The following is a 21972-nucleotide window of genomic DNA, read 5'->3' as shown; positions in this document are numbered from 1 at the left end:
CTCGCATGTCGCGCTTCTTCGTCAACCACCCGACGGTGGCCTGGGTCATGGCCATCGTCATCGTGCTGATCGGCATGCTCGCCATCCACGCGCTGCCGGTCGAACGCTATCCGCAGATGGCGCCGCCGACCATCACCGTGCGCGCCAGCTACACCGGCGCCTCGGCGCAGACGGTGGAGAACACCGTCACCCAGCTGATCGAGCAGTCGCAGCAGAGCCTGGACCACCTGCTCTACATGACCTCCACCAGCGCCTCGGACGGCAGCGCCCAGGTCAACCTGGTGTTCGAGACCGGCACCAACGCCGACACCGCCCAGGTGCAGGTGCAGAACCAGCTGCAGTCGGTGATGTCGGTGCTGCCCCAGGCCGTGCAGCAGAACGGTCTGGTCATCACCAAGTCCAGCGGCTCGCTGTTCGAGGTGGTGGCGTTCACCTCCGACGACGGCAGCATGGACAACTTCGATGTCGCCAACTACATGGAGTCGAACATCGATGACCAGATCAGCCGCGTCAGCGGCGTGGGCAACATCCAGCCGCTGGGCTCGGAATACGCCATGCGCATCTGGCTGGATCCGGAGAAGCTGCGCAAGTACGCGCTGATGCCCTCCGATGTGGAGAACGCGCTGCAGTCGCAGAACACCGACGTGTCGGCCGGCGAGATCGGCGGCCAGCCGGCGCTGCGCGGCCAGCGCCTGGACGCGACCGTGACCACCCGCAGCCGCCTGCAGACCCCGGCGCAGTTCGGCGCGATCGTGCTCAAGAGCGACGCCAGCGGCGCCGCGGTGCGCCTGTCGGACGTGGCCACCATCGGCCTGGGTCCGGAGACCTACGACAGCATCACCCGCTTCAACGGCAAGCCCTCGGCCTCGCTGGGCATCGAGCTCAACTCCGACGCCAACGCGGTGGAGACCTCCAAGGCGATCGAGCAGCGCCTGCAGGAACTCAAGCAGTACTGGCCGCACGGCTACAACTACCACATCGCCTTCAGCACCACGCCCTTCGTCACCACCTCGATCAAGGAGGTGGTGATCACCCTGATCGAGGCGGTGCTGCTGGTGGTGGCGGTGATGTACCTGTTCCTGCAGAACTGGCGCGCCACGCTGATCCCGACCATCGCCGTGCCGGTGGTGCTGATGGGCACCTTCGGCGTGCTGGCCGCGTTCGGCTACTCGATCAACACCCTGACCATGTTCGCCATGGTGCTGGCGATCGGCCTGCTGGTGGACGATGCCATCGTGGTGGTGGAGAACGTCGAGCGCGTCATGAGCCAGGAAGGCCTGCCGCCCAAGGAGGCCACGCTGCGCTCGATGCAGCAGATCGGCGGTGCGCTGGTCGGCATCGTGCTGGTGCTCACCGCGGTGTTCGTGCCGATGGCGTTCTTCAACGGCGTCACCGGCGTGATCTACCGGCAGTTCTCGATCACCATCGCCGCCTCGATGATCCTGTCGGTGCTGGTGGCCATGACCCTGACACCCGCGCTGTGCGTGACCATCCTCACCCCGCTGCACCAGGGCGAGGAGGCGATCGGCTCGCACGGGCGCCTGGGACGGTTCTTCCTCTGGTTCAACACCCGCTTCCGCCAGCTGTCCGAGCGCTACCGCGGGCTGGTCGAGCGCGTGCTGGGCCGGCGCGCGCTGGGCCTGATCGCCTATGCGCTGCTGATCGCGGTCACCGGCGTGCTGCTGTGGCGCCTGCCCGGCGCGTTCCTGCCCGACGAGGACGAGGGCATGCTCAACGTGCTGGTCAAGCTGCCGGCAGGCTCCACCCTGGAGCAGACCCTGGCGGTGACCGACCGCCTGACCCAGGCGGCGCTGAAGGATGCCGGCGTGCGCTCGGTGCTGTCCTCGGCCGGCTTCAGCGTGACCGGCGCCGGCCAGAACGTCGGCATGGCCTTCATCCGCCTGAAGGACTGGGACGAGCGCGACGACGACGCGGCGACCATCGCCGATCATCTGAACAAGGCGCTGGCCGACGTGCCGGACGCGGAGCTGTTCGTGACCTCGCCGCCGGCGATCACCGGCCTGGGCGACGCCTCGGGTTTCACCTTCGAGCTGATGGACTACGAAGGCGCCGGCCACAACGCCCTGGTCGCCGCGCGCGACAAGCTGCTGCGCCTGGCCCAGCACGACCCCAAGCTGATGAACGTGCGCTACGCCAGCCTGGAGGACGCGCCGGTGTACGCGGTCAAGATCGACGACGCCAAGGCGCAGGCGCTGGGCCTGGACCCGGGCGACATCAACGCCACGCTCAACAGCGCGCTCGGCGGCGACTTCGTCAACAACTTCATCTACAAGGGCCGCATTAAGAAGGTCTTCGTCCAGGGCGATGCGCAGGCGCGCATGACGCCGCAGGACCTGGATCGCTGGACGGTGCGCAACGCCGGCGGCGACATGGTGCCGATGTCCTCCTTCACCCAGTCGCACTGGACCAGCGCGCCGGCCGCGCTGGAGCGCTACAACGGCGTGTCGGCGATGGAGCTGACCGGCCAGGCGGTGCCCGGGGTCAGCTCGGGCGCGGCGATGGACGAGATGGCCGAGCTGAGCAAGCAGCTGCCGCACGGCTTCGGCTACGCCTGGTCGGACATGGCCTACCAGGAGAAGCTGTCGGCCAACCAGGCGCCGGCGCTGTACGGCATCTCGCTGCTGTTCGTGTTCCTGTGCCTGGTGGCGCTGTACGAGAGCTGGTCGATCCCGTTCGCGGTGATGCTGGCGGTGCCGGTGGGCGTGTTCGGCGCGGTGGCGCTGATGAGCCTGCGCGGGCTGGAGAACGATGTGTACTTCCAGGTCGGCCTGCTGACCACGGTGGGCCTGGCGGCGAAGAACGGCATCCTGATCGTCGAGTTCGCGCGCGAGCTCGAGCACAAGGGCGAGAGCCTGCTCGCCGCCACGCTGCATGCGGTGCAGATGCGCCTGCGGCCGATCCTGATGACCTCGCTGGCCTTCCTGCTCGGCGTGCTGCCGCTGGTGTTCAGCAAGGGCGCCGGCTCGGCCGCGCGGCACTCGCTGGGCACCGGCGTCACCGGCGGCACGCTGGCCTCGATCACGCTGGGCCTGTTCTTCGTGCCGCTGTTCTACGTGATCGTGCGGCGGCTGTTCCCGGATCGCACGGCGGCCAGCACGGAGGTGCAGGCATGAGCACGCCCGCCCGCATCGGCATGGCCGCGGCCACGCTGCTGGCCCTGGCCGGCTGCACCCTGGCGCCGACCTACCAGCGCCCGGCCGCACCCGTGCCGGCCGACCTGGCCGCGGCCGACGCCGCGCCCGCCGCCGAAACCGCCGTCGACACGCTGGCCCTGCCGGACTGGCAGCAAGTGTTCCTGGATCCGCGCCTGCGCCAGACCATCGCGCTGGCGCTGCAGAACAACCGCGACCTGCGCGTGGCGATGCTGTCCATCGACAAGGCCCGCGCGCAGTACCGCCTCCAGCGCGCCGCACAGCTGCCGTCGTTCGATGCCAATGCCAGCATGAGCCGCGGCCGCACCAGCGCCGCCAGCAACGACGACGGCGTGTCCGAGGTCAGCACCAGCGACGCGCTCCAGGTCGGCCTGAGCAGCTGGCAGCTGGACCTGTTCGGCCAGCTGCGCAGCCTCAGCCAGGAGGCCCAGCAGAACTGGCTGTCCAGCGCGGAGAACCAGCGCAGCGTGCGCCTGAGCCTGATCGCCCAGGTCGCCGCGGCCTGGCTGACCGTGGCCGCCGACCAGGCGCAGCTGACCCTGGCCCAGCAGACCCTGGACAGCCAGGCGCAGACCCTGCAGCTGACCGAGCGCCAGCACAGCGTCGGCAGCGTGTCGGGATTGGACCTGGCCCAGCAGCAGACCAGCGTGGAGTCGGCGCGGGTCGCCGTGGCCAGCGCCGCCACCCAGCTGGCGCAGGCGCGCGATGCGCTGCAGCTGCTGGTCGGGGCGCCGGTCGATGCCACCCTGCTGCCGACCGAGCAGGCGCTGCAGGACAGCGTCGCCCTGGCGCCGCTGCCGGCGCACCTGTCCTCGGCCGTGCTGCTGCAGCGCCCGGACGTGCTCGCCGCCGAACACAGTCTGCAGGCGGCCAATGCCGACATCGGCGCCGCGCGCGCGGCGTTCTTCCCCTCGCTGAGCCTGACCGCCTCCACCGGCCGCAGCAGCGATGCGCTGTCCACGCTGTTCTCGGCCGGAACCCGCACCTGGTCGTTCGTGCCCAGCATCACCGCGCCGATCTTCCACGCCGGCGCGCTGAAGGCCTCGCTGGATGCCTCCAAGCTCGGCAAGGACATCGCCGTGGCGCAGTACGAGAAAGCGATCCAGTCGGCCTTCGCCGAAGTGGCCGACGCCCTGGCCACGCGCGACCACCTGCAGGCGCAGCTGACCGCGCAGCAGGCCTTGGTGGACGCCAGCCAGCGCAGCTACACCCTGGCCGACGCACGCTACCGTGCCGGCCTGGACGGCCACCTGGCGGTGCTGGATGCGCAGCGTTCGCTGTACGCCGCGCAGCAAGCGCTGATCGCCCTGCGCCAGCAGGACGCCAGCAACCGGGTCACGCTGTACCAGGTGCTGGGCGGCGGCGCCGACGCCCAGGCCACCGCCGCGCGCTGAGCCGCCGCGGCGCGGGCACGCGCCCGTCCTCGCCCGCGCATGAGCCCATGCGCGATCGCCATCTGCGCGGGGCATCGCACGGCCGGCGCGTGGCCGATAATCGCGGTCCATCGCCTCTGGGGAGATCGTCGATGTCGCGCCGCCTTGCCGCCCTGCTGATCCTGGGCCTGTTCGCCTCGTCCCTGGCCCCGGCGCGCACGCCGGCGCAGGGCGCGACACCGCCCACCGCGCACCTGACCGTGCCCGCCGACGATGGCCTGCCCCTGGCGGTCTGGGCGCGCGTGCCGGCGCATCCGCGCGGCACGATCCTGCTGGTGCACGGGCGCACCTGGAGTTCGCGCCCCAACTTCGATCTGCAGGTTCCCGGCGAGCCGGCCGATGCGCGCTCGGTGCTCGCGGCGCTGGCCAAGGCGGGCTACGCCGCCTACGCGCTGGACCTGCGCGGCTACGGCGCCACCCCGCGCGACGCCTCCGGCTGGGATACCCCGGAGCGCGCCGCCAGCGATGTGATCGGCACGCTGCGCTGGATCGCTCAACGCCATCCCCAGCTGCCCGCGCCTGCCCTGCTGGGCTATTCGAACGGCTCTTTGGTGGCGCTGCTGGTCGCGCAGCAGCAGCCGGCCGCGCTGTCGACGCTGGTGCTGTACGGCTTCCCGGTCGATGTCGACGCCCCGCCGTCGCCGCCCGCCGACACGCCGGCCCAGCCCCCGCGCCAGCCCACCACCGCCGAAGCGGCGGCCTCGGATTTCATCACCGCCGGCGCGTTCCCGCCGGCGGTGCGCGAGGCCTATGTCGCCCAGGCGCTGGCCGCCGACCCGGTGCGCAGCGACTGGCGCGCGACCGAGCAGTTCCGCTTCACCCCCGAACAGGTGCGCCTGCCCGTGCTGCTGCTGCGCGGCACCCACGACCCGCTGGCCACCCAGGACGAGAGCGGCCACCTGTACCGGCGCCTGGGCAGCGGCGACAAGACCTGGGTCACCCTGCCGGACGCGGACCACGTCGCCCACGTCGAGGACGGCCACGCCGGCTGGGTGCGCGCGGTGACCGAGTTCCTCAGCCGCCCACGCGTGCCGGCGAAGCCCGCACCGTGAAGCGCACGACGCCCGGCATCGCCGGGCGTCGGATCGGTCACGCGTTGAAGTGAGGGCTTGGCGCCTCAGGCGACGCGGCTGGCGCCGCGCCGCGCGCGCTCCAGGTGCACCAGCAGCAGCGAGATCGCCGCCGGGGTCATGCCGGGGATGCGCTGGGCCTGGCCGACGGTCTGCGGGCGCACGCGTTCGAGCTTGCCCTGCACCTCGGCCGAGAGCCCGCGCACGCCGGCGTAGTCGAACGCCTCCGGAATCGGCGTGCCCTCGTTGCGCTGCTGGCGCTCGATCTCCACGCGCTGGCGATCCAGATAGCCGGCGTACTTCACCGCGATCTCGACCTGCTCGGCCACCTGCGCATCGTCCACGCCCGGGCCGATGCCTTCGACCCGCATCAGCCGGGCGTAGTCCAGCTCGGGGCGCTTGATCAGGTCCAGCGCGCTGCTCTCGCGGCTGACCGCCACGCCAAGCGCGGCCTCCAGCTGGCGGCCCAGCGCGTTGGCCGGGGTGGCCCACAGCGCGCGCAGGCGCTGGGTCTCGCGCTCGACCGCCTCGCGCTTGGCCTCGAAGCGCGACCAGCGCGCGTCGTCGACCAGCCCCAGCGCGCGGCCGACCGGCGTCAGGCGCGCATCGGCGTTGTCCTCGCGCAGCTGCAGGCGGTATTCGGCGCGGCTGGTGAACATGCGGTACGGCTCGGAAGTGCCGTGGGTGATCAGGTCGTCCACCAGCACGCCCAGATAGGCCTGGTCGCGGCGCGGCGACCAGGCGTCCCGGCCCTGCACCGCGCGCGCGGCGTTGAGCCCGGCCAGCAGGCCCTGCGCGGCGGCCTCCTCGTAGCCGGTGGTGCCATTGATCTGGCCGGCGAAGAACAGCCCGGCCACCAGCTTGGTCTCCAGCGAGGCCTTCAGCCCGCGCGGGTCGAGGAAGTCGTACTCGATCGCATAGCCCGGCCGGGTGATGTGCGCCTGCTCGAAGCCGACGATGCTGCGTACCAGCTCCAGCTGCACGTCGAAGGGCAGCGAGGTGGAGATGCCGTTGGGATAGATCTCGGCCACGTCCAGGCCTTCGGGCTCGACGAAGATCTGGTGGCTGGCCTTCTCGGCGAAGCGCACCACCTTGTCCTCGATCGAGGGGCAGTAGCGCGGGCCGATGCCCTCGATCTGGCCGCTGTACAGCGGCGAGCGGTGCAGCGCGTCGCGGATGATCTGATGCGTGCGCTCGGTGGTGTGGGTGATCCAGCAGCTGACCTGACGCGGGTGCTCGCGCACATCGCCCAGGAAGCTCATCACCGGCAGCGGATCGTCGCCCGGCTGCGGCACCATCGCCGCGTAGTCCAGCGTGCGCCCGTCGATGCGCGGCGGCGTGCCGGTCTTGAGCCGGTCGATGGCGAAGGGCCGCTCGCGCAGGCGCGCGGCCAGCGTCGTGGCCGGCGCATCGCCCATGCGCCCGGCGGCGTACTGGGTCGGCCCGATATGGATCTTGCCGGCTAGGAAGGTGCCGGCGGTCAGCACCACGGCCGGCGCCTCGAAGCGCAGCCCGGTCTGGGTCAGCACCCCGCGCACGGCGTCGCCTTCGATCAGCAGGTCGTCCACCGCGGCCTGGAACACGGTTAGGCCCGACTGCGACTCGACCATGCGCCGGATCGCGCTGCGGTACAGCGCGCGGTCGGCCTGGCAGCGGGTGGCGCGCACGGCCGGGCCCTTGGAGGCGTTCAGCATGCGCCACTGGATGCCGGCCAGGTCGGCGGCGCGGGCCATGGCCCCGCCCAGGGCGTCGATCTCCTTGACCAGGTGGCCCTTGCCGATGCCGCCGATGGCCGGGTTGCAGCTCATGGCCCCGACCGTCTCGATGTTGTGGGTCAGCAGCAGGGTGCGGGCACCGGCGCGCGCGGCCGCCAGCGCGGCCTCGGTGCCGGCATGGCCGCCGCCGACCACGATGACCTCGTAGCGGTGGAAGGACGCATTCATGGCGCGGATTTTCTCATGCGAAGGGCGGTCGCGGGCCCGGCAGCGGGGCCGGCGCGAAAAAGTTGGCACGGCTTCTGCGTAACCCCATCGGCACCCATCGTGGCAAGCGACTTCGGGCGCCTAAGGCTGGTATTGGAACAGGGGCCAGCCGCTAGCGCACGTTGGGGACGCCGGGGTCGGCAGTCGGGGGACTGCCGGCCCCTCTTTTTTTTTTGGCCACGGCGGCGGTCGAACAGCGGCGCGCCCTGGCCGGGAATCCAGCGGATCCCTAGAAAACACAACGCCCGGCATGGCCGGGCGTTGTGCTGTTTAGGCGCCGACGACCGGCAAGGGCCGGAACAGGGGGGATCCAGATTTCCCCACCGGGCGTCGGCATGGAAGCCGTTGTCAGCTCGTGTTACGTCAGAAAACGACGCAACCGGTCAACGTGGCGCTAGCTTGCGGGCGCGACCGGCTCGGACGCAAGCACTCATTCATCGTTGCCGATCGGGCGATGACGGAAGTGAGACGCTCGTGGCATTGCCTATTCCTCGTTGCGCGAACGCGGGGTCAGCCGCGGCGGCAGGGACGGGCGGCTGGGCATGGACCGCATCGGCCGCTCGACGCCTTCGGCGCGCGGCGGCATGGCCGGGCGCGACATGCCGGCCGGGTTGGACGGATTGGACGGCCGCTGCGGGCGCAGGCGGTCGGGCAGCTGCGGGCGCCCGTTGCCGCCGGTCATCGGCGGGCGCGGCCAGCCGCCCGGCGGCGGGCGATGGTCGCCATCGCCGGGCCGGCCGTCGTGCGGCGGGCGCGGCGCCGGGCGGATCACGTAGTACGGGCGGTTGTAGTAGTACGGCGCGTAGCCATACCCATAGCCGCCATAGCCGCCATAGCCGCCGCCGTAGCCGTAATAGCCATAGCCCGGGACGCCGCCGTAGTAGCCGCCCCAGTAGCCGTCGGGATAGGTGTAGCGGTAGGTCGGGCTGCCCCGGTAGTAGCCACCCGGGCCACTGCCGCCGGCGTAGTCGTAGGTGGCGCAACCGCCCAGCGCGGTGAGGGCGATGGCGGCGATCAGCAGGCGTTTCATGGTGGACCCCCCGGTCTGCACCGTTCTCAAGGTCGCCAGATTGGGCCTAACGCATTGAACCCGTGATTAATTCTGTCAGGCGCGTGACTTGCTGCAGTGCGGCGGCAAAAGCGCATCGGGTACGCTTAAGGGCATGTCCGACCTGCCCCATTTCGACGACGTTCTCGACGCCGCCGCCCGCATTGCGCCGCATGCGCGCCTCACCCCGACGCTGACCTCCTCCACCCTCGACGCCATGAGCGGCGCCCGGCTGTTCTTCAAGGCCGAGCACCTGCAGCGCACCGGCGCCTTCAAGTTCCGCGGCGCCTGCAATGCGGTCTGGGCGCTGGACGATGCGCAGGCCGCGCGCGGGGTGGTCACCCATTCCTCGGGCAACCACGGCGGCGCCCTGGCGCTGGCCGCGGCCACGCGCGGCATCCCCTGCCATGTGGTGGTGCCCGAGAACGCCGTCGAGACCAAGTTGGCCGCGATCCGCCGCAACGGCGCGGTGCTGCACCTGTGCGCGCCGACCATCGCCGCGCGCGAGGCGGGCGCCGCCCGGATCCAGGCCGAGACCGGCGCGCACCTGGTCCACCCCTACACCAACCCGTTCGTGATCGCCGGCCAGGGCACCGCGACCCTGGAGCTGCTGGAACAGGCCGGCCCGCTCGATGCGCTGGTCACGCCGGTCGGCGGCGGCGGGCTGGCCTCCGGTTCGGCGCTGGCCCTGCACGCGCGCCACCCCGAGGCGCAGCTGTGGCTGGCCGAGCCGGAAGGCGCCGCCGACACCGCGCGCTCGCTGGCGGCCGGGACGCTGCAGCTGGACTTCGTCCCCGATACGGTCTGCGACGGTCTGCGCGGCACGCTGGGTGCGCCCGATTTCGACCTGCTGCGTCAGCACCGGGCCCGCGTGGTGACCGTGTCCGACGCCGACACCATCGCCGCCATGCGCCTGCTGTGGCAGGTGACCAAGCAGATCGTCGAGCCCTCCTCGGCCATCGTCCTGGCCCTGGTGCTGGCCAACCGCGAGGCCTTCGCCGGCAAGCGGGTGGGCCTGGTGCTGTCCGGCGGCAACGTCGACCTGGACGCGCTGCCCTGGTCCAGGGTGTGAGCCGCACGCGTCGCCGCTGGGGCCTGTGGGGCTGGGCGTGGCGCCTGGTCTGCGTGCTGCTGCTGTGGCTGGTCGGGGTCTCGGCCTACATCATCGGGGTGGGCTGGCGCGACGAGGCCGCGCCGGCCGACGCGATCATCGTGCTGGGCGCGGCGGCCTACGACGCGCGGCCTTCGCCCGTGTTCGAGGAACGCCTGCGCCACGGCATCGACCTGTACCAGCGCGGCCTGGCCGGGCATCTGATCTTCACCGGCGGCTTCGGCGGGGCCGGGGCGCGCTTCGCCGAATCGCAGGTCGGGCGGCGCTATGCGCTCAAGGCCGGCGTGCCCGAGCAGGCGATCCTGATCGAGACCACCTCGCGCACCACGCGTCAGAACCTGCAGCAGGCCGCGCGCCTGATGCAGGCGCACCAGCTGCACACCGCGATCATCGTCTCCGACCCGCTGCACATGGCCCGGGCGATGCGGCTGGCGCGCCAGGAAGGCATCAGCGCGCTCGCCTCGGCCACGCCGACCAGCCGCTTCCGCAGCGTCCGGGCCAGCTGGAAGTTCTTCCTGCAGGAGCTGTACTTCTTCCACCGCGACCTGGTGCTGGAGGCGGTCTGAGACCCTCACGCGGGCGGCCTTCAAGTCCGGGCGCGCGCGGACGTTATCATCCGGGTTCCGCTCCCACGAACGACTGGCTTTCATGAAGATCGACGGTACCCGGCGCCAGGACCGCGCCACCGAACTGGTGCTGGCCTACTACGCCGCCTTCAACCGCGGCGACCGCGCGGCGATGCTGGCCCTGCTCGCCGACGAGGTGGCCCACGACCTCAACCAGGGCGAGCGCCAGGTCGGGCGCGAGGCGTTCACCGCCTTCCTGCAGCGCATGGACGCCTGCTACAGCGAACAGCTGCGCGACATCGTGGTGATGGTCTCGCCCGACGGCAAGCGCGCGGCGGCCGAGTATGTCGTGCATGGCACCTACCACCACACCGACGCCGGCCTGCCCGAGGCCTCCGGCCAGACCTATGTGCTGCCGGGCGGGGCGTTCTTCGAGATCAAGGGTAAGCGCATCGCCCGGGTCAGCAACTATTACAACCTGCAGGACTGGATCGCCCAGGTCGGCGGCTGAGGCCGCGGCGGGATCGCACGCGCCCCGGGCGCCAGCGGCGTGCCGGGCGCCCTTGCCGTTGCTGCGGCGTGCCATGGCGATCGACGCCGGCGTGCGATGCTGGCGTCCCCCCGCGTCCCTGTCCGTTCAACGGAGCCTGCAATGATCAAGGTCAGCGTGATGTATCCCTATGTGGCCGGCGCGCGGTTCGATCACGCCTACTACGCCAACAGCCACATGCCGCTGCTCAAGGCACGCATGGGTGATGCCTGTCTGTTCTACACGGTCGACAAGGGCCTGTCGGGCGGGCTGCCCGGCAGCGATCCGGCCTTCGTGGCCATGTGCCACATCTATAGCGACTCGGTGGACAGCTTCACCGCGGGCTTCGGGCCGCACGCGCAGGAAATCCTGGGCGACATCGCCAATTACACCGACCTGGAGCCGGTCATGCAGATCAGCGAGGTCGTGATCGGCCAGCCCTGAGCGGGCGCGCGTCGCCGCGGCTCATTCGCCGCGGCGGCGGATGGGGATGCGCGAGACCGGCACCGCGGCCACATCGCGGCCGCTTTCGCGGATCGGCGCGCCGGCCTGCGGCGCCCAGGCGTGGGCGTAGATGACCTCCCAGCTGCTGGGCAGCACGCCCTGCGGCGTGCGCATCGCCTCGTAGGCGCGCGCGGCGGCGGCCAGCCGCGCCTTGCCGGTCAGCGTCGCGCGGCGCTGGGCCAGCGCGTTGGTCGCGCCCAGCGCGCGCAGTTCGCGCATCAGCGCCGGCAGATCGGGATAGGTCAGGGTGAACAGATCGCGGTCCAGCACCGGATCGCGGAAGCCGGCCATCATCAGCGCATCGCCGAACTGGGCGATCTGCGGGAACGGGCTCACGTGCGGCGCCGGATCGCCGGCGAAGGCCTCGCGCAGCTCGATCAGCGTCTGCGGACCGAAGGTGGAGCACAGCAGCAGCCCGCCGGGCTTTAGCACGCGGCGAAAACCCGCGAACGCGGCCGGCAGGTCGTCGACCCACTGCAGGCACAGGTTGGCGAACAGCACATCGACGCTGCCCTCGGCCAGCGGCAGCGCGCGCGCATCGGCGCACACCCGCGCGAACGGCTTCCACCAGCCGGCCTGCTTCTTCGCCTCGCGCAGCATCGGCAGCGAGAAATCCAGCGCCACCACCTGCGCCTTGGGCCAGCGCTTGCGCAGCCTGGCCGCCGCGCTGCCCGGGCCGCTGCCCAGGTCCAGCACGACCTGCGGCACGCGCTGGTCCAGGTAGTCGAGCGATTCGAACAGGCGCTGCTCGACCTCGCGGTGGAGCACGGCGGCATCGGCATAGGTGCCGGCGGCGCGCGCCAGGGCGCGGCGCTGGTGGCGGACATCGAACAGGGGCATGGGCGTATTGTCCGCCAGCGCACAGTCCCGCGTCAGGCGCGACACTGGCACGCTCCAGTTCACCACGTGCGCAAGGCGCCGTCCAGGAACGGCACCAGCGCCGCTTCAACGGCGTCCAGGTGCGCCAGGAACGGCGCATGACCGCCGCCGGCGATCTCCACGAAGCCGGCCTGCGGTGCCAACCCGGCGGCGGCCATGCCGCGCGGCTGCACCAGCCGGTCGCGCGCGCCGGCGATCCACAGAGAGGGCATGCCCAGGCCCGGCAGCAGGTGGCGCAGGTCGCTGCGTTCGAGCAGCGCCAGGCCGGCCTGCAGCGCAGCCGGCGCCGGTTCGCCGCGGGCGAAGAGCATGGCGCGCAAGCTGCGCAGCGTGGCCTGCCCGTGCGCGCTGCCCAGCGTGTCCAGGGCGATGAAGCGCTCCAGCGTGCCGCGATAGTCCTGCGTCAGGTCGCGGCCGAACTGGGCGAACACCGCCGGCGGCACCGCGTGCGGCCAGTCCGGCGCGGCGGTGAAGCGCGGCACCGAGGACAGCATCGCCAGCGCGCGCACCTGGCCCGAGCTGGCCGCGGCCTTGAGCGCGAACAGGCCACCCAGCGACCAGCCCAGCCACGCCGCCGGCGGCGTGGCGGCGCAGATCGCCGCGACCGTGGCCGCCAGGGTCAGCGGCACCGTGCTGTCGCGGCTCAGGCCGTGGCCCGGCAGGTCGACCACGTGCAGTTCGAAGCGGTCGGCCAGGCGTTCGACCAGCGGCGCGAACACGCCGCCATGCAGCGCCCAGCCGTGCACCAGCACCAGGGGCGCGCCGCGGCCGTGGATTTCGATGTGCAGGGTCATGAGGGTCGCGGTGTGGGCTGCAAGCGATCTGCCACGCGCGCGGACACCGAACGGGCATCGATCCCGCGCAGCACGGCGACAGGCGCCGCGCTCACGCCACGCCGGCTGCCTCTTGCAGCTGCGGCGCGCGGGTGCGGGCCAATGCCTCGACCAGGCCGTCGATGTCTTCGGGCGTGTGCAGCGCGGTCAGCGTGACGCGCAGGCGTGCCGTGCCCTCGGGCACGGTCGGCGGGCGGATCGGCTTGACCCAGTAGCCGGCCGCTTCCAGCGCCGCCGACCAGGCCACCGCCTGCGCGTCGGCGCCGCACAGCACCGGCTGGATCGGCGTATCCGAGCGCAGCAGGTCCAGCCCGGCCGCCGCGGCCTTGGTGCGGAAACGATCGATCAGGCCGGCCAGCCGCTCGCGCCGCCAGTCGTCGCGCCGCGCGTGGCGGATCGCCTCGCTGCTGGCGCGGGCCAGCGCCGGCGGCAGCGCGGTGCTGTGGCTGTAGGGCCGCGCGGTCTCGGCCAGGTGCTGGATCAGCGCGGCATCGCCGACCACCAGCGCGCCGTAACCGCCCAGCGCCTTGTCCAGGTTGATCAGCTGCAGCGGGACGTCTTCCACGGTCAGGCGCGCCTCGGCCACGCTGCCGCGACCGGCCGGACCGCGCACGCCCACGCCGTGCCCATCGGCGACGTAGAACAGCGCCTTCTGCACCCGCGCCACCAGGGCCAGCGCGCGCAGCGGCGCCACGTCGCCGTCCATGCCGAACACGCCATCGGTGGCCAGCAGCGCCGCGCCATCGGGCACGTTGCGCAGCTGGCGGATCGCGCCTTCGGCGTCGCCATGCGGATAGCGGCGCAGCCGGCAGCCGGCCAGGCGCGAGGCGTCCATCAGGCTGGCGTGGTTGAGCCGGTCCTGCACGCAGACATCGCCCTCCTCGCCCAGCAGCGCCTGCTGCACGGCCAGGTTGGCCAGGAATCCGTTGCCGAACAGCAGCGCCGCCGGCGCCTCCAGCCAGTCGGCGACGTCGCGTTCCAGCGCCGCGTGCGCGGCGTGGTAGCCGCTGGCCAGCGGCGAGGCCCCGGCGCCGGCGCCCTCGCGCGCGGCCGCCTCGGCCAGCGCGTTGGTCACCTGGAACTGCTGCGACAGGCCCAGATAGTCGTTGCCGCAGCATTCGACCAGCCAGCGGCCGTCGACCTCGACCCGCACGCCGTCACGGCGTGCGACGGCGCGGCGCACCCGCACGCGGTCCTGGGCCACGCGCAGCTTGCGCAGCGCGGCGATGCGGTCGTGCAGATCGGGGCGGGCCATGCTGCGTCCTGTGCGTCTGGCGTGGGTCGGCCGGCTAGCGTAATCCAGCCGGTGGCGACCCGGATGACCGGCCACGCCGCCTGAAGGCGCCGCGTATCCGCCAGCGCCGTCCCGGCCACGGCACCCGCCGGCCCGACAGGCGCTAAAGTCGCCGCATGCATCGGCAAGGACTGCCCTGGACGATCCGCATGGAGGCTTCCCCGACACAGTGGTTGCAACGCCTGGGACGCGCGCTGCTGGCGCCGCGCTGCCTGGTCTGCGATGCGCGCGGAGAGGGTGGGCTGGACCTGTGCGCGGACTGCGCCGCCGCGCTGCCGTGGAATACCACCGCCTGCCCCCGCTGTGCGCTGCCGATGCTGCACGCCCAGACCTGCGGACACTGCCTGCGCCATCCGCCGCCGATGACTCTCACCGTCGCCGCGCTGGTCTATGGCCCGCCGCTGGACCGGCTGGTGCCGCGCCTGAAGTTCCACGGCGACCTGGCGGCCGGCCGGCTGCTCGCCACGCTGATGGCCCAGGCCATGTCCGGCGCGCCACGGCCACAGGCCCTGGTGCCGGTGCCGCTGCACGACCGACGCCTGCGCCGCCGCGGCTACGACCAGGCGCTGGAACTGGCGCGCGCCGTGGGCCGCCGCCTCGACCTGCCGGTCCTGGACAGCGCGCTGCTGCGCAGCCGCGACACCGCCCCCCAGTCCGAACAGGATGCGCAAGCCCGCCGCCGCAATCTGCGCGGTGCCTTCACCGTGCGGCCAGGCGCCGCCCTGCCCGCGCACGTGGCCCTGGTCGACGACGTGATGACCACCGGCGCCACCCTGCACGCCGCGACGCGCGCCCTGCTGCGCGCCGGTGTCGCTCGAGTGGATGGTTGGGTCTGCGCGCGGGTGGAGTGAGTCGGCCGCTCACTGGGCTGTCTTGAATACTGCAGCAACGGCGAGAGGTTTATGCTGCTGGGCAGACCGCCGTGGCAGCGCGCCCGCGTGTCATCCTGCCCTCGCCCGCCTGTCAGGAGAATGCCGATGTCCTTCGCCGCCGTTTCGGTTTCGCGCAGTTGGTGGGTGTTCCTGCTGTTCGGTCTGGTGGCCGTGCTGTTCGGCGTGTCCACGCTGATCTGGCCGGGCGGCACCGTGCTGGCGCTGGTGCTGGTCTTCGGCGCGTTCTCGCTGGCCGATGGCATCGTCAGCCTGATCAGTGCCTTCAGTCGCGAACACGTGCTGCCGCGCTGGCTGCTGGCGCTCTATGCGCTGATCTCCATCGCCTTCGGCGTGCTGGCCATCGCCCAGCCGGCGCAGATGGCCGCCGCGCTGCTGTGGCTGCTGGCGGTGTGGCTGGTGATCGCCGGGGTGGCGCGCATCGTATTCGCCGTGCAGGTGCGCAAGCACATTCGCGGCGAGTGGCTGCTGGTGCTCAGCGGCGTGCTGTCGATCCTGCTGGGCGTGCTGTTCTTCGTCTACCCGGCGGCCGGGCTGCTGACGATGGCGCTGTGGTTCGGCATCGGCGCGATCGTCTACGGCGCGCTGCAGCTGGTGGTCGCCTTCCGCCTGCGCGGGCATCGCCTGGCGGCCTGAGCCCGTCCGCTCAACCGGCCGGCATCACCGGCGGGACGTAGGGCAGGGTCAGCCCCAGCAGCCACAGCAGGCCGATCACCAGCGGGATGTGCACCAGCAGCTGGATGAAGGTGAAGCCGACGATGTCGCGCGCCTTCAGCCCCAGCACGCCCAGCAGCGGCAGCATCCAGAACGGGTTGATCAGGTTGGGCAGGGCCTCGGCGGCATTGTAGACCTGCACCGCCCAGCCCAGGTGGGCGTGCAGTTCGTTGGCCGCCTGCATCACATACGGCGCCTCGATCAGCCACTTGCCGCCGCCGGAAGGGACGAAGAAGCCCAGGATGGCCGAGTACACGCCCATCACCGCCGGGAACGTGTCCTGCGTGGCCACGTGCACGAACAGCTGCGACAGATGGTGCGCCAGGGTGTCGCCGTCGGCGCCCTTGGCCCCGGTGAGGATCATCGCGATGCCGCCATACAGCGGGAACTGGATCAGCACGCCGGTGGTGCTGGGCACGGCCTTGGCCACCGCGTTGAGGAAGCTGCGCGGACGCCAGTGCAGCAGCAGGCCCAGGGAGAGGAACAGGAAGTTGTAGGTGTTCAGGCTGGCGATCGCGGTGACCACCGGCTTGGAGGCGAACTCGCCGGCCAGCCAGCCGAAGGCCAGCAGCGACAGCAGCACGGTCAGCAGCGGGCTGTATTCGAGCCATTCGCCCGGGCGCGTGCGCGGCGGCAACGCCTTGTCCGGCTCGCTCTGCGCCGCCTCGGGGAAGTCGGCCGCGGTGCGCGCGGCCCGGCCCTGCGGCGCGGTGACCCAGCAGATCAGCAGCGAGACCCCGATCAGGACCGCGGTCAGCACGATCGACTGCCACAGGAAGATCGTCTCGGTGAAGGGCAGCACACCGGTGATCTCCAGCAGGCCCGGCGGCATCGAGGCCGGATTGGCCTGCAGCTGCGCGGCCGAGGAGCTCAGGCCCATCGCCCACACCGCGCCCAGTCCGAGGTAGGCCGCGGCGCCGGCGGCGCGGTAATCCATCTTCAGCTCGCTGCGCCTGGCCAGCGCGCGCACCAGCAGGCCGCCAAACACCAGCGAGAAGCCCCAGCTCAGCAGCGAGGCCAGCATGCTCACCAGGCCCACGTACACGATTGCCCCGCGGCCGCTGCGCGGCACCCGGGCCAGCTGGTCGATGAAGCGCGCCACGACCGGCGCGGTCGCCACCGCGTAGCCGCCGATGACCACGAAGGCCATCTGCATGGTGAAGGGGATCAGGCTCCAGAAGCCGCCACCGAAGGCCTCGGCCGTGGCCTTGGGCGTGGCGCCGGCGAGCATCGCGGCGATGGCCACCAGGATCACGCCCAGCACCGCGAACACGTAGGCATCGGGGAACCACTTCTCGGCCCAGGCCGCGCTGCGCAGTGCCGCGCGGGCCATCACGCCCTGCCGGGCCTCGCCTTCGTTCGCTGCCATGAGCCTGCCCTCGTCATCCGATCCCCGACCGGCATTGTCCAAGCCCTGGCCCGGCGCGGTCTGCTGGACGATGGTCTAGGCGCCGGCCGCCCGGCCGCGGCGCGTCAGGCCTTGAGCGCCAGCGACACCGCGATGCCGGCGAACACCGCCGCGCCGACCCAGTTGTTGTGCAGGAAGGCGCGGAAGCAGGGCCCGCGCTCGCGGTGCCGGCACAGCCAGAACTCGTAGGCCACCAGCGCCACCGCCACGCCCAGGCCCAGCCAGTACGGCCAGCCCAGCGCCGCCTGCCGCCCGACCAGCGCCAGCGCCACGAACACCAGCGCATAGAGCAGCCCCTGGATCGCCAGGTCCAGATCGCCGAACAGGATGGCGGTGGACTTGGACCCGGCGCGCAGGTCGTCCTCGCGGTCGACCATGGCATACCAGGTGTCGTAGGCGGTGGCCCACAGGATGTTGGCCGCGTACAGCAGCCAGCCCAGCGCCGGCACCGTGCCCTGCACCGCGGCGAAGGCCATCGGGATGCCGAAGCCGAACGCCAGCCCCAGATAGACCTGCGGCAGGTAGGTATAGCGCTTGAGATAGGGATAGCTGGCGGCCAGGAAGGCGGCCACCACGCTCAGGCCGATGGTCAGCCGGTTCATGGTCAGCACCAGGCCGAAGGCCACCACCATCAGCACCGCGAACACCCACAGCGCCTCGCGGCCGCTGACCCGCCCGGCGGCCAGCGGCCGCTCGCGGGTGCGCTCGACCTGCGGGTCCAGCCAGCGGTCGGCGTAGTCGTTGATCACGCACCCGGCCGAGCGCGTCAGCCAGACCCCGGCGGTGAACACCAGCAGCGTCCACCAGGGCGGCAGCCCGCCCGCGGCCAGCCACAGCGCCCACCAGGTCGGCCACAGCAGCAGCAGCGCCCCGATCGGCCGGTCGCCACGGACCAGCTTCCAATATTCCGCCAGCCGCCCGGGCCGCGGCGCCGGCGGCGCGTCGAATCGTTCGTAAGCCATCGCAAAAGGGTAGCAGGCCCGCGCAAGCCACCACGGCAGCGTGCGCTCGCCCAAAGTCGTCGCCTGCCTCTCTTCGTCGTCCTCCCGGGGGAGCCACTGTCTCCTCCGATCACGTCGCGCCCTCTTGTAGAGCGGAGCTTGTGGCAATCCCCTTTTGGGAACTCCGCTGCTCTTGGTCCGGTCCGCGGGAAAGCCCCAGCGGAGCAAGCTCCGCTCTACACGCGGGAGCGGCCCTTCGGCCCATGGCGGCGAGAGGCCTTCCCCACGCCGCCCCGCACCGCATTGCCGCTTCCGGCCACAACTGGCGTTAGTCCCCCGCAGGGCGCGCTGCGCGGCCCCCCGACGCCCCCCATTCCCGTCCACACCCCAGGAAAACTCGATCGCATGCACGTTCTGGTCTGTGGAGGAGCCGGCTACATCGGTGCGCACGCCGCGCTGGCGCTGGCGCGGGCGGGCCATGAGGTCACCGTCCTGGACAACCTCAGCACCGGCCACCGCGCGGCGGTGCGCTGGGGGCGGCTGGTCGAGGCCGACCTGCTGCAGCCGCGGACGCTGGACGCGGCCTTCGAGCGCCCGGTCGATGCGGTGATGCATTTCTGCGCGCACTCGCTGGTGGACGCGTCGGTGCGCGATCCGTACGCGTACTACGAGAACAACGTGGTCGGCACGCTCAACCTGCTGCAGGCGATGCGCCGGCACGGGGTGGAGCGGCTGGTGTTCTCCTCGAGCGCGGCGATCTTCGGCCATCCGCAGGGCGCACGGATCGACGAGGCCCATCCCTGCGCCCCGATCAGCCCCTACGGCGCCAGCAAGCTGATGGTCGAGCGCATGCTGGCCGACGCCGCGCGCGCTTACGGGCTGCGCTCGGTGTGCCTGCGCTACTTCAACGCGGCCGGCGCCGCGGCCGAGGAAGGCATCGGCGAATCGCATGCCCGCGAGACGCATCTGATCCCCAACACCTTGCGCGCGGCGCTGGGCCGCGGGCCGGCGCTGCAGATCTTCGGCGACGATTACGACACGGCCGACGGCACCTGCGTGCGCGACTACGTCCATGTGCTGGATCTGGCCGACGCGCACCTGCGCGCGCTGACGCTGATGGAGCAGACGCCCGGCGCGCATGCGTTCAACCTGGGCAACGGCCAGGGTTTCAGCGTGCTGCAGGTGCTGCAGGCCGCGCGCGCGATCAGCGGGCGCCAGATCGACTACACGCTCGCGCCCCGCCGCGCGGGCGATCCGGCGACGCTGGTGGCCTCCGGGGACAGGGCGCGCACCGTGCTCGGCTGGCAGCCGCGGCACGCCACGCTGGACGCCATGATCGGCAGCGCCTGGCGCTGGCATCGCGCGCAGGCGTACTGAGATCCGCAGCGAGCGGCCTGCACAGCGCCCGGGGCGCGTTGCGCGGGTGCGGCGGTCCCGCCCGGTTGCATCGGACGCACGCGGCGACGCTGGCGGCTGCGGCTGACGGCAAGTTCGCGTCGGCCGATGTTTTCAGGGATAATGCGCGCCGCCGTCGGCCCGCCGCGGCGTGTTGTTGCACCATGCGCCTGTAGCTCAGCCGGATAGAGTAGTGGCTTCCGAAGCCATTGGTCGGGGGTTCGAATCCCTCCAGGCGCGCCAGCAACCCCTCCGCAAGTCCCAGGCAATCTGCGGCGCTTGCGAAATCAAAACGTCTTGGCCGGAGGTTCTTGGCAAGTCGAATGGACGGCGAGATCAGGTCTTGCTCGAGTCCCACAGGTCCTGAGGCCCAGTGCCGAGTTAGATAAGAAGAGAAGGTTGACAGGCTGATGGGGCCAGTTGCCACGGCAAGTTCTGCCACTGCAGTTGGCGAAGTCGCAGGCCGGAGTCAAGCCCGATCCGTTCAACTTGGGCAATCTTGCCCGACATCACGTCCGTGATTCGATCGTATCGACGACTCTGATTGTGCTAGCCGAATCGGAAATCACGCCGAGCCGTCACCCTTGGTGAACCGATCGTGGTCGGCGCCCAAGCCATCTTGCAGCAGACGTTACCCCATCGGCCAACCAGCAGATCGGCGCCACCACTGCCGTTGAGTATGTCTGTGCCGCCCCTCGCCAGACAGTGAATCGTCGCCGCTGCCGCCGTTGAGCGTGTGGCGCTCCGCGTTGGACATGTGATTAGTCCTTCTTGATCAGACGGCCAACCAGGCTTTCAGATTCTCGGGCCATCGCCCGCCATTCGGGAAGCAACGGCCCCCTAAATTTCACCGTGATCCAAACATCAAATTTTTTGGAGAACCTCATCTCATCGCAGCGCATCGAACCCGTCCGATATAGCTCACAGAGGATCAGAATCTCGATCTTGTTTTCATCATTGACACTCCAGTAAGTGACCTTCTGATATCTCACACGCGTCTGTATCGGGCCTCCTTTAAAGAGGCCCAGTGACGTATCAAATGGAAACTTCCGGGTTCGGTACTGCCTCGACACCTCGTCGGTTGCAGGTTTCGAATCAGGAGAAAGATAGTAGTTTCTCATCCTCTCCAAGGCGGCCGAAGGATCCTTCGATCTGACCACGTCCAATACGATGCTGATCAGGTCCGGATCGTGGGAAGTCTCATAGAATCGCTTAACGGGCGGCTTCAGATCAGGCCAAGACGTCGAAAGCGCTATTTGGCTTGCTCGATCTCGGCAGCCCTTTTCCCACTGTCTTGACGCCTCACCGCCCCAGTAATCGATGCCTTCATAGCTCAGCGGGAAAAACTGATAAGCGCTGGGAAACTCAAGAATCACGTTTCCAATCGTGGCACATGCCAGCTTCGGCCTTGCGGTAGAGGAGGGCGAAGGTGATTCTGAAACGGAGCAGCCTGCTATCGCCAAAGCGATAGACATCGAGCCAACAAATCTCATTAAATTCATTTGATGTCCCTAAATTTTTGCTTTCATCCTGTGAATAGATTTTGGCTGGATAGCACGCTTTCGACGGGTCCGGTATCTCCTTACCTTTCCTGCAGAGCTTCTTGTCCGGTTTTTGGAGATGGCCAATGGACAATCGGACGATATCCGGTCCTGATTTCCGTGCCCAAGGACATCCCCGAAATCATGGACATGCTTACACCGTCGACCCGCAAACTGCCCCACACAATCTGGCAAGCATGATGCCCGGCATGCGTCGGCGTCGCCAGCCGAGCCCCAGGCCGATCATTCACGCTGGACCATTGTCCGATCGGACGCCCGGCACTGTCCGATCGGACACCTCGCATCACAGATGCGCCTGGCGCGCCGTGCTAGCGGCTGGCATGGAGTGTGCGAAAGACCTCTCCTGAACGTTGAGCGAGGCGCTGCGGCTACCGCCGACGCGCCCTCGCCTGGGAAAAGTCCATGCCCGCTTTGCAGAGCCCTCCACATGGCGCATCACGCGGATGCGATCCGGCGTCCCGCGATGTCCAAGCACGCATTCCGCGCGCCGCTCGGTCAACGGGCTTTCCGTTGGCTAGCCGCGCGTGCCGCCTGCCGATGCCTTCGCACCGGTCGATCGGCATGCCATGTCACCAAGGCGGACCTAGGTGGATTCCAAGGGGTCTCGAGCACACGACCGGCAGCCGGACGATGGCACGCG

The 21972-nt window shown here is 70.5% G+C and carries 18 protein-coding genes and 1 tRNA gene; 11 read left to right on the top strand and 8 right to left on the bottom strand.

From position 1 onward, the window contains the following. Window positions 1-5 precede the first annotated feature (5 nt). The 3 genes from MWN52_RS01395 to MWN52_RS01385 all read left to right on the top strand — a co-directional run bounded on the left by MWN52_RS01395 (window position 6) and on the right by MWN52_RS01385 (window position 5658). Window positions 6-3134 (top strand): efflux RND transporter permease subunit, encoded by a 3129-nt coding sequence (locus tag MWN52_RS01395; RefSeq protein WP_286576218.1) that lies wholly within the window; start codon window positions 6-8, stop codon window positions 3132-3134. Then, entirely contained in the window at window positions 3131-4567 is a 1437-nt protein-coding gene (locus MWN52_RS01390; RefSeq protein WP_286576217.1) for an efflux transporter outer membrane subunit, read from the top strand. The genes MWN52_RS01395 and MWN52_RS01390 overlap by 4 nt, the downstream gene beginning before the upstream one ends. A gap of 131 nt (window positions 4568-4698) precedes the next feature. After that, window positions 4699-5658, top strand: a complete 960-nt coding sequence (locus MWN52_RS01385; RefSeq protein WP_286576216.1) for an alpha/beta hydrolase — start codon at window positions 4699-4701, stop codon at window positions 5656-5658. 65 nt (window positions 5659-5723) lie between these two features. On the opposite strand, the gene mnmG is transcribed toward MWN52_RS01385, so the two are convergent. Together mnmG and MWN52_RS01375 are read right to left on the bottom strand one after the other, a co-directional pair. After that, window positions 5724-7619 carry a tRNA uridine-5-carboxymethylaminomethyl(34) synthesis enzyme MnmG gene (mnmG, locus tag MWN52_RS01380; RefSeq protein WP_286576215.1) on the bottom strand — a complete coding sequence of 632 codons (1896 nt, stop codon included), beginning with the start codon at window positions 7617-7619 and terminating at the stop codon, window positions 5724-5726. A 523-nt stretch (window positions 7620-8142) separates the two neighbouring features. Continuing rightward, the gene (locus MWN52_RS01375; protein WP_286576214.1) at window positions 8143-8688 is read right to left on the bottom strand and encodes a hypothetical protein; all 546 of its coding nucleotides are present in this window, start codon (window positions 8686-8688) and stop codon (window positions 8143-8145) included. A gap of 133 nt (window positions 8689-8821) precedes the next feature. Here MWN52_RS01375 and MWN52_RS01370 point away from each other — a divergent pair, with 133 nt between their 5' ends. The 4 genes from MWN52_RS01370 (at window position 8822) to MWN52_RS01355 (ending at window position 11356) form a co-directional block, all read left to right on the top strand. Then, on the top strand, window positions 8822-9778 hold the full coding sequence (locus MWN52_RS01370) for a pyridoxal-phosphate dependent enzyme (RefSeq protein ID WP_130530170.1): 957 nt from the start codon (window positions 8822-8824) through the stop codon (window positions 9776-9778). Continuing rightward, complete coding sequence (locus MWN52_RS01365; protein ID WP_130524224.1) at window positions 9763-10383, top strand: YdcF family protein; 621 nt, start codon at window positions 9763-9765, stop codon at window positions 10381-10383. The genes MWN52_RS01370 and MWN52_RS01365 overlap by 16 nt, the downstream gene beginning before the upstream one ends. Window positions 10384-10465: 82 nt before the next feature. Next, window positions 10466-10894, top strand: a complete 429-nt coding sequence (locus tag MWN52_RS01360) for a ketosteroid isomerase-related protein (protein WP_286576213.1) — start codon at window positions 10466-10468, stop codon at window positions 10892-10894. A 141-nt stretch (window positions 10895-11035) separates the two neighbouring features. After that, entirely contained in the window at window positions 11036-11356 is a 321-nt protein-coding gene (locus tag MWN52_RS01355) for an EthD family reductase (protein WP_286576212.1), read from the top strand. 21 nt (window positions 11357-11377) lie between these two features. On the opposite strand, the gene bioC is transcribed toward MWN52_RS01355, so the two are convergent. The 3 genes from bioC to MWN52_RS01340 form a co-directional block, all read right to left on the bottom strand. After that, entirely contained in the window at window positions 11378-12256 is an 879-nt protein-coding gene (bioC, locus tag MWN52_RS01350; protein WP_130514719.1) for a malonyl-ACP O-methyltransferase BioC, read from the bottom strand. A 59-nt stretch (window positions 12257-12315) separates the two neighbouring features. Beyond that, complete coding sequence (bioH, locus tag MWN52_RS01345; protein WP_286577814.1) at window positions 12316-13083, bottom strand: pimeloyl-ACP methyl ester esterase BioH; 768 nt, start codon at window positions 13081-13083, stop codon at window positions 12316-12318. 97 nt (window positions 13084-13180) lie between these two features. Beyond that, window positions 13181-14383, bottom strand: a complete 1203-nt coding sequence (locus MWN52_RS01340; RefSeq protein WP_286576211.1) for an 8-amino-7-oxononanoate synthase — start codon at window positions 14381-14383, stop codon at window positions 13181-13183. Window positions 14384-14571: 188 nt separating this feature from the next. Here MWN52_RS01340 and MWN52_RS01335 point away from each other — a divergent pair, with 188 nt between their 5' ends. Next, on the top strand, window positions 14572-15273 hold the full coding sequence (locus MWN52_RS01335) for a ComF family protein (RefSeq protein ID WP_286576210.1): 702 nt from the start codon (window positions 14572-14574) through the stop codon (window positions 15271-15273). A gap of 126 nt (window positions 15274-15399) precedes the next feature. Next, on the top strand, window positions 15400-15948 hold the full coding sequence (locus MWN52_RS01330; RefSeq protein ID WP_130523952.1) for an HdeD family acid-resistance protein: 549 nt from the start codon (window positions 15400-15402) through the stop codon (window positions 15946-15948). Window positions 15949-15958: 10 nt separating this feature from the next. Here the strand turns inward: MWN52_RS01330 and MWN52_RS01325 are convergent, their stop codons facing one another. Further along, a complete protein-coding gene (locus MWN52_RS01325) occupies window positions 15959-17359 on the bottom strand; it encodes a short-chain fatty acid transporter (protein WP_286577813.1) in 1401 nt (466 codons plus the stop codon). Between the two features lie 140 nt (window positions 17360-17499). Next, on the bottom strand, window positions 17500-18396 hold the full coding sequence (gene ubiA, locus MWN52_RS01320; RefSeq protein ID WP_286576209.1) for a 4-hydroxybenzoate octaprenyltransferase: 897 nt from the start codon (window positions 18394-18396) through the stop codon (window positions 17500-17502). A gap of 384 nt (window positions 18397-18780) precedes the next feature. Here ubiA and galE point away from each other — a divergent pair, with 384 nt between their 5' ends. Further along, window positions 18781-19752, top strand: coding sequence for a UDP-glucose 4-epimerase GalE (gene galE / locus MWN52_RS01315; RefSeq protein ID WP_286576208.1), 972 nt, complete (start codon window positions 18781-18783; stop codon window positions 19750-19752). 184 nt (window positions 19753-19936) lie between these two features. Next, a tRNA-Arg gene (locus MWN52_RS01310) sits at window positions 19937-20013 on the top strand. Between the two features lie 518 nt (window positions 20014-20531). Here MWN52_RS01310 and MWN52_RS01305 read toward each other — a convergent pair. After that, complete coding sequence (locus MWN52_RS01305) at window positions 20532-21146, bottom strand: hypothetical protein (protein WP_286576207.1); 615 nt, start codon at window positions 21144-21146, stop codon at window positions 20532-20534. Between the last annotated feature and the right edge of the window lie 826 nt (window positions 21147-21972).

The organism is Pseudoxanthomonas winnipegensis (assembly GCF_030322905.1).
Lineage (GTDB): Bacteria > Pseudomonadota > Gammaproteobacteria > Xanthomonadales > Xanthomonadaceae > Pseudoxanthomonas_A > Pseudoxanthomonas_A winnipegensis.
The sequence above is the reverse complement of the archived record's forward strand: the minus strand, read 5'-3'. Positions and strand labels throughout refer to the sequence as shown.

Bases quoted from the DNA above. Each gene is read 5' to 3' on its own strand.
- MWN52_RS01395 (WP_286576218.1), top strand. From the start codon at position 6: ATGTCGCGCTTCTTCGTCAACCACCCGACGGTGGCCTGGGTCATGGCC.
- MWN52_RS01390 (WP_286576217.1), top strand. From the start codon at position 3,131: ATGAGCACGCCCGCCCGCATCGGCATGGCCGCGGCCACGCTGCTGGCC.
- MWN52_RS01385 (WP_286576216.1), top strand. From the start codon at position 4,699: ATGTCGCGCCGCCTTGCCGCCCTGCTGATCCTGGGCCTGTTCGCCTCG.
- mnmG (WP_286576215.1), bottom strand. From the start codon at position 7,619: ATGAATGCGTCCTTCCACCGCTACGAGGTCATCGTGGTCGGCGGCGGC.
- MWN52_RS01375 (WP_286576214.1), bottom strand. From the start codon at position 8,688: ATGAAACGCCTGCTGATCGCCGCCATCGCCCTCACCGCGCTGGGCGGT.
- MWN52_RS01370 (WP_130530170.1), top strand. From the start codon at position 8,822: ATGTCCGACCTGCCCCATTTCGACGACGTTCTCGACGCCGCCGCCCGC.
- MWN52_RS01360 (WP_286576213.1), top strand. From the start codon at position 10,466: ATGAAGATCGACGGTACCCGGCGCCAGGACCGCGCCACCGAACTGGTG.
- MWN52_RS01355 (WP_286576212.1), top strand. From the start codon at position 11,036: ATGATCAAGGTCAGCGTGATGTATCCCTATGTGGCCGGCGCGCGGTTC.
- bioC (WP_130514719.1), bottom strand. From the start codon at position 12,256: ATGCCCCTGTTCGATGTCCGCCACCAGCGCCGCGCCCTGGCGCGCGCC.
- MWN52_RS01340 (WP_286576211.1), bottom strand. From the start codon at position 14,383: ATGGCCCGCCCCGATCTGCACGACCGCATCGCCGCGCTGCGCAAGCTG.
- MWN52_RS01335 (WP_286576210.1), top strand. From the start codon at position 14,572: ATGGAGGCTTCCCCGACACAGTGGTTGCAACGCCTGGGACGCGCGCTG.
- MWN52_RS01330 (WP_130523952.1), top strand. From the start codon at position 15,400: ATGTCCTTCGCCGCCGTTTCGGTTTCGCGCAGTTGGTGGGTGTTCCTG.
- MWN52_RS01325 (WP_286577813.1), bottom strand. From the start codon at position 17,359: ATGGCCCGCGCGGCACTGCGCAGCGCGGCCTGGGCCGAGAAGTGGTTC.
- ubiA (WP_286576209.1), bottom strand. From the start codon at position 18,396: ATGGCTTACGAACGATTCGACGCGCCGCCGGCGCCGCGGCCCGGGCGG.
- galE (WP_286576208.1), top strand. From the start codon at position 18,781: ATGCACGTTCTGGTCTGTGGAGGAGCCGGCTACATCGGTGCGCACGCC.